This window comes from Streptomyces sp. CB03238 (assembly GCF_002099185.1).
Taxonomy (GTDB): Bacteria; Actinomycetota; Actinomycetes; order Streptomycetales; family Streptomycetaceae; genus Streptomyces.
The window spans coordinates 1-11,100 of record NZ_NBCN01000053.1; the positions used below are offsets into that span (position 1 = coordinate 1).

An 11,100-nucleotide genomic window follows, 5' to 3' on the forward strand; every position below is an offset into this window, starting at 1 on the left:
CCCGCGGCGCGGGTGCCGCATCGCTGCGCGATGCGCAAACGAACACCCGTGCTTCGCACGGGTGTTGCGCTCCCGCTCCGCGGGAGCACTGGTGGGACGCTGCGCGTCCCACTCACCCCCGGTGCTGCGCACCGGGGGTGACGCTGCGTTCGCTGCGCTCCCGCAGCGGTGGGCCTTCGGCCCATTTCCCGGCCTTCCGCTTCGCTTCAGGCGGGGGGTGGCGGGTCCGCTGCGCTTCCCCGCCTCAACGGCTCTTCCGGCTGCGCCTCCAGGACCGTTGGGGCCCGCTGGCGCGGGCCGGGCCGGCTATGTGGGGGTGGGGGTCGCACGTTCGTGTCGGGTTCTAGTGTGCGTGTGCATCAGGTTGATGCAGCATGTACCGTTGGCGGAAGCACGGGACACCCGCCAACGATCCGGGCCGGGTGTTTTCTTACCAGGAGGGTGGTGGCAGGTCGGGGCGGCATACCTCGCAGGCGCCAAGCCTCGCTTGGACGTCACTGCGTGGGACAGACTCGATGTCGTGGACATCGTGGCCTTTCCAACGGGCATACCGTTGGCCGTCCTTGAGGCCTTCGCAGTTTGGTGTGCGGTGGTAAACACTGCCGCCCTTCGTGATGTACACCCTTCGGGGGAGATTTGATTGTGCTGAACGGCAATGGTCGCACTGGGAAGATGGAAGGAACATAACCTCGCAGAAGTCGTTAGCCATGACCAAAATTCTAATGTGCTGCTCCTCTCGTGACCATGTTCTTTTCGGTCAAGGAAGGTCGTGAACCGATGTTGCACCGAGGCACTCTGACTGGGTGACAAGTGGAGAGGCAGGCTTTCAGAGTAGATTCTGCTCGCCTCTGTATGAATTACCTCTGAACTCAGAAAATAGGAGACATTGAATGCCGGTGATCCAACTCCGGGAACACCAGGTAGACCAGAAAGCGCGTTTCCGTAAGTGGGTGGGATTCCCTGCAAGGTCATCCGTGCCCCCGCAGGGTGCCCGGGGCACGATCGTGTCAGCGACCGGCTCGGGCAAGACGATCACGGCCGCCGCGTGCGCGCTGGAGTCGTTCGCGGACGGCCGGATCCTCGTCACCGTGCCAACTCTGGACCTGCTCGTGCAGACCGCCCAGGCGTGGCGCCTGGTGGGGCACCGGGCCCCGATGGTCGCAGTGTGCTCGCTGGAGAACGACCCGGTCGTCAATGAGCTGGGGGTGCGCACCACCACCAACCCGATCCAGCTCGCCCTGTGGGCCGGATCCGGACCGGTGGTCGTGTTCGCCACGTACGCCTCCCTGGTGGACCGCGAGGACTTCGACGACCCGACGGGCCAGGTACGCGTTCGCGGGCCGCTGGAGGCAGCCCTGGCGGGCGGAGAGCGCCTGTACGGCCAGCAGATGGCAGGCTTCGACCTCACGATCGTGGATGAGGCCCACGGAACCGCTGGTGATCTCGGTCGGCCGTGGGCGGCGATCCACGACAACGCCCGCATCCCCGCCGACTTCCGGCTCTACCTGAGCGCGACCCCACGCATCCTCGCCGCGCCCCGGCCGCAGAAGGGCGCGGACGGCCAGGAGCTGGAGATCGCGTCGATGGGCCAGGACTCCCAGACCTACGGTCCCTGGCTTGCCGAGCTCGGGCTGAGCGAGGCGATCGAGCGGGGCATCCTCGCGGGTTTCGAAATCGACGTGCTGGAGATCCACGACCCGTCGCCGGTCCTGGGAGAGTCGGAGGAGGCGCAGCGGGGCCGACGCCTGGCGCTTCTGCAGACGGCGCTCCTGGAGCACTCCGCAAGGTGGAACCTGCGCACGGTCATGACGTTCCACCAGAAGGTGGAGGAAGCTGCGGCGTTCGCGGAGAGGATGCCGGAGGCGGCCGCTCAGCTGTACGTCAACAACACCTCGAACGACGACCTGGCGGCCGCGGACCGGCTCCCCGCGTCGTCGATCGACGCGGAGTTCTACGAGCTGGAGGCCGGACGGCACGTCCCGCCGGACCGGGTGTGGGCGGCGTGGCTGTGCGGCGACCACCTCGTGTCCGAGCGGCGCGAGGTGCTGCGGCAGTTCGCCAACGGAATCGACGCAGCCGGCCGCCGGGTCCACCGCGCCTTCCTCGCCAGCGTTCGCGTGCTCGGCGAAGGCGTCGACATCACCGGCGAACGGGGTGTCGAGGCCGTCTGCTTCGCCGACACCCGCGGCTCGCAGGTGGAGATCGTGCAGAACATCGGCCGCGCGCTGCGCCTCAACCGCGACGGCACCACCAAGGTCGCCCGCATCATCGTGCCCGTCTTCCTCCAGCCCGGCGAGGACCCGCAGGACATGGTCGCCTCCGCCAGCTTCCGCCCCCTCGTAGCCGTCCTTCAGGGCCTGCGCTCCCACGATGAGCGCCTGGTCGAGCAACTTGCCTCCCGCGCCCTCACTCATGGACAGCGCAAGGTGCACCTCCGGCGTGACGAAGGCGGGCGGATCGTCGGCGAGGTGGGCGAGGACCAGGAGCATGACGGCACCAGCGGTGTGGTCGAGTCGGCGCTGCTGCACTTCTCCTCTCCCCGGGACGCGGCGACCATCGCATCGTTCCTGCGCACGCGGGTGTACCGGCCGGAGTCCCTGGCGTGGCTCGAGGGCTACCAAGCCCTGCTCCGATGGCGAGCCGAGAACAAGATCACCGGCCTGTACGCCGTGCCCTACGACACCGAGGTCGAGGTCGGCGTCACCAAGGACTTTCCCCTGGGGCGGTGGGTGCACCAGCAGCGCAAGGCGCTGCGGGCCGGCGAACTCGATCCGCACCGCAAGGAGCTGCTGGACGCGCCGGAAGCCGGGATGGTGTGGGAGCCCGGCGAGGAAGCCTGGGAGAACAAGCTCGCCGCACTCAGGTCGTACCGGCGGGCCACCGGGCACCTCGCGCCCCGCCAGGACGCCATCTGGGGTGAGGGCGAGGCAATGGTGCCCGTCGGCCAGCACATGGCCAACCTCCGGCGCAAGGGAGCCAAGAGCGGCCTGGGCAAGGACCCGGAGCGGGCCGCCGTACGCGCGGCGCAGCTCACCGCGATCGACCCGGACTGGGACTGCCCGTGGCCCCTGGACTGGCAGCGGCACTACCGCGTCCTCGCGGACCTCGTCGACGCCGACGGCAGCCTGCCTGACATCGCACCCGGCGTCCTGATGGACGGCGACGACATCGGGCGGTGGCTTCAGCGGCAGAAGCAGCCAGCTACTTGGGCGCAGCTGTCGACCGAACAGCAGGAGCGGTTGTCCAGGCTGGGCATCAAACCGCTTGAGGCGCCGTCTCCCGCCGCGGCGACCGCGCGTACGGTGAAGGGACCGACTAAGGCGCAGCAGGCATTCCAGCGCGGCCTGGCCGCCCTCGACCAGTGGGTGGAACGGGAAGGCGCCCACCGGCCTGTACCGCGCAGCCACAGCGAAGAGATCATGGTCGACGGCGAAGCGGAGCCGGTGGTCGTGAAGCTGGGCGTATGGGTCTCTAACACCAAAACCCGGCGGGACAAGCTCACCCAGGAGCAGCGGGACGCGCTGTGGGAGCTGGGCGTGGAGTGGGCGTAGCAGACGGAAACTGCTGGCCGCGCCCCGGCCGCCGTGCACGGCCTGCCTGCCCGCGGTGCACCTCGGCGTCGGCTCTGATCCCTCCTCGGATCTGAGGTGAGGAACCTCACCAGGCTTGTCACCGGCGCGAACGGCCCCGTCCAGGACGAGGTTGTGCATAACGCTGGCCGCACCGTGACCAGCCTCCCCCCTTGTCGCGTCGGTTGGGGACGGGCCCTGTCCCCGGAGCCGAACTCCAGGCCTCGTACCGGATCGCAGCGCCCGGGAAGGGCACCACCTTGCACGGCACAGCGCGACCGTCCGGCACCGGGAGCCGAGCGTGCAGCGGGCTTGTCAAAGACGCCTCAGGCCGGAGCGCAAACTCAGGTGTCGCAGGCCGCTGGATGAGCTGCCACAGGGATGTCATCGAGGCGAGACGGTGCTGGCCATCAACCACGAGGGGACTCATCACCCCCAATAGATTCGTTTTCCCGAACCCGACCCGGCCAAAGACCGCCCCGGACCGTCCCGGGACCGGCACACCGGTCGCGAGAGCCGGTGACCGTCCAATGCGGTCCGAGAGAGCATTCAGGTACCGGAGGAGCGACCCCCGTGCACTGCGAGGCGCGGGCGGTTCTGGCAGGCTCTTGCGCAGCCGGAACCCGCGGCGCGCGTCGGCCGACGGGGCGGAGCGGGCTCTCTGGCGGTCGGGGGATCGTTCTGCACGGCGGCGATCGCGGTAGGCGGCCTGTCGGCAGGCGTTGGAGCAGAACTCGCGAGCGCGGCCGGTCGGCGGCTGGTCGAACAGCTTGGCGCACGTCTCCCGCGCGCAGCGGTGCACGACCGGTACCTCGGAGTGGCCTTCCCAGAGCAGGGAGGAGAAGCGGGGGCCGCCGCGCGAGCGCAGGTCCTCCAGCAGTGCGTCGCTGTGTGGGGACTCCTTGATCTTATGGAGGATGCCGGCCAGGGCGCTTTCCACGAATGAGGCAGTCGTTCCGTGTTTCCGAGCGATCTGGTCGGGGTGCAGGCCGTGGACGAATTCCTTGAGCAGTTGCAGTTCACCCGGCTTAAGCAGTCCGCGCAGCGCGCGGTCTAGCAAAGGCTCGCCCACGTGTCGGGACACTGGGTCTCGGTCAGGCCCGTAGATCTTCCGCCTCGTCACAAGACCGCCCCCTCCGTCCCGCTCCCCGTCTCCGCACCGCCCGTCGGCTCCACCACACCAGCCCTGGGATCCGTGGCCGCCACACTCGACGCCGGATCCACCTGCGGCTGGGGCGTACCAGCCTGGCTGCCGACAGGCAGCGCCTGTCGGATGCCCCGGCCCAGCGCCACCACCAGACCCGACAGGGTCCGCCCCACCGACTCCAGCACCCGAGGCAGGTCCTCCGGCCGGGTACGCTCCACCACCCTGTCGGCGGTGCGCGAGAAGAACACGATCGCCACCACAACGACAGAGCACAGCAACAACAGGGCGAACCCGACCAGCAGGATCACGGCCAACGTATTGTCCACTCGCGCCTACTCCTCCAGCTCCAAAAACGCTGATGGGCCCCGACACCAGCGGTGTCGGGGCCCATCAGCAGTTCGGCAACAAAAAACCCCGCACGGGGCGGGGCAAGCTGTCCGGGCACACGACTGCCCGTCCGAGCCGGACCGTAGCCAAGTTACCGCCCCGCTACAAGCACGCACCGCCAACCAGCCAATTTCCGCAGGTCAGAGGGCATTGGGAAGAGAGGGAGCAGCAAGAGGTTTCGTAACGGCCTGCCAGAGTGCTGCTGGCCCAGCCTGCGGACCGAGGGATCCCGGGGCGGGTTCCGCCGGTCGGGGGCGGTCTCCAGCTCGCGGTCGACGACGTCCTTCCTGACCCGCGCCGCCGGCCTGTCGCCGGTGCTCCCTCAGGGGCTCATAGCCTGCGCCAGGCGGGGCCGTCCCGAAAATTCAGGAACTGGCAGGCAGAGGGCGGGCGGTGTGGGAGAACTGACGCTACGAACTGCGGGGTCTGGTCCCGTCGGCTGGCCGCTTGGAGAGGCAGACGTGGGACAGGTCGAGCAGGGACTGGAGCGCACGTTGCGCACCCGGCCCGTTCCCTCAAGCACCGCGGCCCGCCTACGATTTCTGCTCGCGACGCACCAGGGTTCCACCCGGAAGGTGGCCACCGTGCTGGGGGTGTCGCAGCGCACCGTGCAGCGGTGGGTAACGAAGAAGTCCGGAGCACGTCGTCCGCCGGGTCGGATGCAGGTCCGGGCGATCGAGGAAGCGGTCCTGGCTCGGTGGCAGCCCCGAGTACGGGCTCGTCGGCGCGCCCAGGCCGAGGCGGAAGGCTTCGTCTTCCATACCAGGGCGCGATTCGGGTCCGCGGCTCCGGCAGGGTCCTCGGACGATCCGCGGGTGCGGTGGATCACGCAGTACCTGCCTGGAGAGGTAGCCCGGGAGCTGTTCGCCGCCCGGGATGCCGGCGCGGGCGAGCAGCAGCAGACGGTGCTCCTCGCCCGCGCGCTGGGGCACGCCTATTTCCGCGACGGGGGCCGCCGCTCTCACGGCCTGCACATCGCCTTCAGCGACCTGGAATTCGCCGACTTCTCGATCGGATAAGCCTCTCCTTTCGACCGGACGCCAAGGTGTTCACCGTCGTGAGGGCCCGGCACGCCTGGCCGGCATCGCTTCATACCTCTCGGCTTCCTGCCGTTCGCGCCAGTCCCACTCCACCCGGCCGACCGGGCCTTGGCGGCGGGCCGCGGGCGGCTGTGGCGGGCGCAGCCTGGCCGTCTCTGCCACGCGCAGCAGGTGCCCACGGTCGCCTGGCGCGGCGAGCAGCTCCTGATCCTCGCCGGATACGAGCCGGGTGAAGCAGGCCGAGGCCTGCAGGAAGATGCCCGCCCAGTCGGGTACGGGGTAGGCGGCGCAGCCGTCGGTGTAGCGGGCGCGGTCGTGCAGGGCGAGCGTGGCCGCGGCGTCGTGGTAGTCGCGGGGGCGGGCGGTGGCGAGTTGCTGGAGGGATGCGCCGGTGAACAGTGCGGCGGCGACGGCCGCGGCGAGGCGGGGGTGTGCGGTCGCCGTGTGAAGCCGGTGGGCGACTTTCTGGGCGGTGGGCGCGGTGAGAGGAGCGGGCGGTGGGCGATGCCGCCAGATGATCGGGGGCGGCTTGCATGGGTCAGCGCAGGGGCGGGGGGCTGTCGTAGGAGACGAGGCGGTCCAGTGCGGGCAGGGTGAGCCACCGGCTGGCCGGCCCGGGGGGCTCGCCTGCAGGCGGGGGTTCGGCGATAGGCGTGCCGTGGTAGTGGCGGCGGGCTTCCTCGAAGTCGGCGGTGACGGAGTAGTCGGCCGTCCGCAGGACCTGGTGCAGGGCGGCGGGAAGGTGAGGGCGGCGGCAGACCAAGGTCAGGTGGATACCGGTGATGGCCTGTAGCTGCAGGAGGCGCATCGTGCGGCGGGCGGTGAGGCGGTGGGCGCGCAGGACGGTCAGCCGGGTGACGGGCAGGGCGGTCATCCAGGCGGCAGCGGCTTCCCAGGCGGGCTGACGGCCGGCAGGGAAGCGGCCCGGGAGCAGGGGCGGTTTACCGAGAGCGGCGAGAAGGTCGTGGGCGAGGCCGGTTTCACTGGTGGTGCCCGGGCCAGGGTGCAGAGTGATCCGGCCGGACGGTGGATGGTGGGCGGCCAGGGCGGTGTGCGTGTGCAGCGCGTCGTCGTGGCGGTCGAGAACCACGGTGACGGGCGGCAGCGGTGGGGCGGGAGGCATGGGCGGTGTGGTCAGGCGAGGCGGCTGAAGGCCCAGCGCAGCAGCTCCTGGTCCACGCGGGCGCGACCGGTGCGGGCCAGTGCGGTGCGGGTATGGGCGGTCAGCTGGGCCCAGGCGCGGAAGTTGCCGTGGGCTGCGTGGCTGTCGGCGAAGGCGATGTCGTCGGGGTCGGCGTCGGCCCAGACCGGGTGGAACAGAGGGATGACCTCGAGGACCTCGTCGGGGTTGAGGCGGGTGAAGTGCTGCCAGATGAAGATGCGGGAGGAGAGCATCGGTTCGCGGCGCAGCACGGTGTGGCAGCCCTCGCCGCCGACGAAGATGATGGCGAGCTGGGTGGCTGGTTCGTCCCACAGGTAGCGGAAGTATTCGAAAGCCTCGCCGTTGAGCCACTGGGCCTCGTCGACCAGGAAGGTGCGGGGGCGTTCGGCCAGGGCCGTCTTCAGCAGCCGGTCGAACTCGCTGGGGTGGCGCGGTGGTTCACCGGCCAGGTCGAGGGCGGTGAACAGTTCGTAGCGCACCGCGCGGGCGGTGGGCCGGGCGCGGAAGGTGATCTTGCGGACGTCCTCGCCGGGTTCGAGTTCGTGCAGGCAGGTGTTGACGGCGAGGGTCTTGCCGAAGCCGGCGCCGCCGTGGATGCACATCATGGCCCGGGCGGCGACGGTGTCGGTGATGTTGTCCCGGGCGGTGAGCAGGGCGCGGGTGGTGACCACGGAGGCGTCGGGCAGGTCGACGTACTGGTAGGTGGCCGCGGTCACGAGGCGTCTCCGTCTTCGTCGGTGGTGGGAGGTGCGGCCCGTCTGTCCGGGCTGTCCGGGGCTGTTGCGGTGACGTCACGGCTGGCCGGGGGTGGGGCGGGCCTGCTCGGCGTGGTCAGCGCGACCAGGGAAGCCGGGGTGCACCAGTCGGCCGGGGGTGCAGCGGGCGGGATGACGTCCGGCAGCGCAAGCTGCGACAGACTGGTGCCGGCACTCTGGGCGAGTTCGGCGTCGGCCTGCGCACCGGTCAGCGCGCCGAGCCGCCGAGGGGGCTCGGCCTGGGTGACGGCGGCGTAGCGCTCCCGCTGGGATGCTTCGAGGTCCTTCTTCAGACGGCGGGCGCGGGCGGCCCGTGCCCGCCGTACGGCGCTGACCTGTTCCTCGGTGGCCTGATCGGCCAGATCCGCCGGCCCCAGGTAACGGCCGGTGACCGTGTGGTAGACCTCGATGCGGTGGTCGTGGTGGGGCATGAAGCGGATGCGGACCTGGATCCCGGCCTGGCCGGTCATCCACGCACCCACGTAGTCGCGTTTCTTGAAGCGGATGCCGCGGGTGGTCAGCGTGCGGGTGCCGGCGTCTTCGAGAGTGAACGTCCACAGATCCGCGGCCGGTACGTCCCGCAGCGGGGTGGGATCGTCCTGCCACGCCTCAAGCGGAGTCTTGCCTCGCAAGGGCGCGGGCTGATGTTCGGTGTTCCACCACCGTGTCCAGGCCAGCAGCCGGGCGGTGAAATCCTCGAACCCGAGCAGCACCTCGTCCTTCGGGCGGCCGGAGCGTTTGCCGGGGCGCGGCTGGCGGGCATAGCCGGGCAGCGCGGCCAGGAACATGCTCTCCACCGCCCGGTTCAGCCCCTCCACGGTGCCCTTGAGATGAGGGGTGTAGGCGGGCAGGTCCTCCACCGTGACGTCCAGCAGATCGAACGCGGCGGTCACCGTCCGGGACAGGAAGTCCTTGCCGCGGTCCACCCGTACCTTCTCCGGCAGGCCCCCGAAGGGGCCGTAGGGTTCCTCGCGCAAGACCGAGGAGCGCAGCGCGGCCAGCACCGACTCCCGCGACGGATGCACCGGCGTGACCGCGACACCGGTGATCGCGTTCGTCGCACAGTCGGTGAACCAGGTGATCCACGGCCTGCGTGCCCTGCCGTCGACATCGACCAGCACCGGCACCGGCATGTGGTCGGTCTCCCACACCTGGTTGCGCCAGCCCCGCGGCCGGGCCAGGAACACATCATGCTTGCGCGCCGCCCGCTCCCTACCGGCGAGTCCGGCCCGCTCCCCCGGCGTCAGATCACGGCGGATAGCCCGGTGCAGCGTCGTCAGCGACGGTGCATCTGCGGGCGGAGACTGCCGAGCGGCACGCACAACCAGCTCGCGGTGAACCGCCCGCACGTTCCCCTTCCACAGTGCCAGCAGTCCACGGACTACGGGCGTGATCGTGAACCTCGCATCGGCCCGGGACCGTGCGCCGGGGTAGGCGGCTGCGGTCTCATCGCTCTGAGCGGCAGCCAGCCACCGCCACACCGTGCGCTCCGACACCCCCAGCGCGTCCGCAGCCACCCGTACATGCCCTGCCGTCAGCTTCTTCCCCGCGCGCAGTGCGAGCAGCCGCCGCACGGCCGGACCACGCAGCGCCGTCCTCGACGCCGCAGGCAGTCCGCCGCCTGCGCGGACCGCGTCATCGTCCTCCATGTCAGCTCCCCTCACGCGGGTGGGACGTCGTCTATTGCCAGGTGCCGGAAACGCGCGACCGCCCTCCCGCCCGTGCAAAAGCGCTCCGGTCACAGCGGCGGCGCGACCCGCTTAAACAGCCGCCCCAGCAAAGCCCGGTTAACGACTGCGTCAGCAGTGGTGAGCAGCGCGTTCTGCAGGTGCGCAGTCAAAGCGGCCCACGTGCGGAACGTGCCGTGCGCGCACGACTGATCGATCCACGTCTGGCTCTGTTCACGTCGTAGGGCAGCGTTTCGACAGCAGTTCGGGAGGCACCTGCCCGCGTCCGATGTTCACGAGAACGGACATCACCGCAGTGGTGGCCGGCGGATCGCCGTCGACCGCGCCACGGCGGTCCCGGCAAAAGCGCTGGCTACGGGCGGAGGCCGCACCGGCCGTCGCGCCGTTGCCGACCGCGGGCGGGTGCCTCCCGTTCTCATGAACATCGGCTCTCGGGGTCACCAGGCGCCTCCCCGAGCCGTGAACAAGTGCTGCTCGAAGTCGTGAACAAAGCCACCACGTCAGATCCGAGGCCGGGACGGTGCGCCACAGCGGGTGGAAGCCGGTCATCGCGGCCGCTGCTTCCGTTGCGGCCAGGCGTGGAACCTCCTGCCACGCGCCGATGCGCGATGCCAGCTGCGGGAGCCGGGCCAGTGCCCGTTCGCTGCCCGCCCCGCACAGCACCAGCGTGATCCGCGTGCCGGGGTGGTCCCACAGGCTCTGCAGGTACTCCAGGCAGGGCACGGGCAGGCGCTGCGCCTCATCGACCACCAGCACCCGCGCCTCGCCCAGAGCCCCCGCCACCACGGCGTCGGCCCGCGCCGACGTGTGCGGGAAGCGGCCCGGCAGCGCCAGAGCGTCGAACACCGCCCGCCGCATGCCGGCCACCGACGGGCGCACCGGCACCGGCACCCACGTCACCTTCCAGCCCGGAGGCACTGCATGGAGCGCCATCCGCACGGCGACGGTCTTGCCCCGGCCCGGGTCGCCGAACACACACACCGCGCCCTGAACCGCCATCGCCTGCCCGGCCGCCTCGGCCACCGCCCGCACCGACGACGTCCGCACCAGACGCGCTTCAGCCCAGCCGTGACCTCACCCCACACGCCCGGCTCGCTCACCCCACGCCCTTCCGACCGCGGACACCGACACCCACCACGGTGCAGCCGCGCACCCCTCGGAAGGATCAGAAGTACCGTTCCTGAGACAGCGGAGCGGAGCGGGGTGTACCACCCCATGACAGCTGTTGCCCGCGCATGCACCACCCCACTGCAGTGACCCCGCCCTCGCTCAAGGGCCGACCAGCGACAACGCACCGGCCTGACATGCCGTCACTGACACCACTCCACTGACACCAACCCCGGCACATCGCA

7 protein-coding genes and 1 pseudogene are annotated in these 11,100 nt (G+C 70.3%); 3 read left to right on the forward strand and 5 right to left on the reverse strand.

Annotated elements, in window-relative coordinates; all coding sequences use genetic code 11:
* Positions 1 to 890: 890 nt before the first annotated feature.
* Positions 891 to 3,551, forward strand: a complete 2,661-nt coding sequence (locus BKD26_RS38745; RefSeq protein WP_084907967.1) for a DEAD/DEAH box helicase — start codon at positions 891 to 893, stop codon at positions 3,549 to 3,551.
* A gap of 1,137 nt (positions 3,552 to 4,688) precedes the next feature.
* On the opposite strand, the gene BKD26_RS38750 is transcribed toward BKD26_RS38745, so the two are convergent.
* Positions 4,689 to 5,042, reverse strand: coding sequence for a hypothetical protein (locus tag BKD26_RS38750; protein WP_084907970.1), 354 nt, complete (start codon positions 5,040 to 5,042; stop codon positions 4,689 to 4,691).
* Positions 5,043 to 5,564: 522 nt separating this feature from the next.
* Here BKD26_RS38750 and BKD26_RS41880 point away from each other — a divergent pair.
* Positions 5,565 to 5,720: pseudogene (locus BKD26_RS41880) on the forward strand (XRE family transcriptional regulator); the annotation flags it as partial.
* Positions 5,721 to 5,918: 198 nt separating this feature from the next.
* Positions 5,919 to 6,122 carry a terminal protein Tpg-like protein gene (locus BKD26_RS41885; protein WP_241519057.1) on the forward strand — a complete coding sequence of 68 codons (204 nt, stop codon included), beginning with the start codon at positions 5,919 to 5,921 and terminating at the stop codon, positions 6,120 to 6,122.
* 559 nt (positions 6,123 to 6,681) lie between these two features.
* On the opposite strand, the gene BKD26_RS41890 is transcribed toward BKD26_RS41885, so the two are convergent.
* The 4 genes from BKD26_RS41890 to BKD26_RS38775 form a co-directional block, all read right to left on the reverse strand.
* Positions 6,682 to 7,266: a hypothetical protein gene (locus BKD26_RS41890; protein ID WP_241519055.1), complete on the reverse strand. Its 585-nt coding sequence runs from the start codon at positions 7,264 to 7,266 to the stop codon at positions 6,682 to 6,684.
* An 11-nt stretch (positions 7,267 to 7,277) separates the two neighbouring features.
* Positions 7,278 to 8,021 carry an ATP-binding protein gene (locus tag BKD26_RS38765; RefSeq protein WP_179166885.1) on the reverse strand — a complete coding sequence of 248 codons (744 nt, stop codon included), beginning with the start codon at positions 8,019 to 8,021 and terminating at the stop codon, positions 7,278 to 7,280.
* Positions 8,018 to 9,709 (reverse strand): Mu transposase C-terminal domain-containing protein, encoded by a 1,692-nt coding sequence (locus BKD26_RS38770; RefSeq protein ID WP_084907974.1) that lies wholly within the window; start codon positions 9,707 to 9,709, stop codon positions 8,018 to 8,020. Before BKD26_RS38770 ends, BKD26_RS38765 begins: the two co-directional genes overlap by 4 nt.
* 252 nt (positions 9,710 to 9,961) lie before the next feature.
* Entirely contained in the window at positions 9,962 to 10,771 is an 810-nt protein-coding gene (locus BKD26_RS38775) for an ATP-binding protein (RefSeq protein ID WP_241519056.1), read from the reverse strand.
* Between the last annotated feature and the right edge of the window lie 329 nt (positions 10,772 to 11,100).

Excerpts from the sequence above, each read along its gene's own strand:
- BKD26_RS38745 (WP_084907967.1), top strand. The coding sequence starts at position 891 with ATGCCGGTGATCCAACTCCGGGAACACCAGGTAGACCAGAAAGCGCGT.
- BKD26_RS41890 (WP_241519055.1), bottom strand. The coding sequence starts at position 7,266 with ATGCCTCCCGCCCCACCGCTGCCGCCCGTCACCGTGGTTCTCGACCGC.
- BKD26_RS38770 (WP_084907974.1), bottom strand. The coding sequence starts at position 9,709 with ATGGAGGACGATGACGCGGTCCGCGCAGGCGGCGGACTGCCTGCGGCG.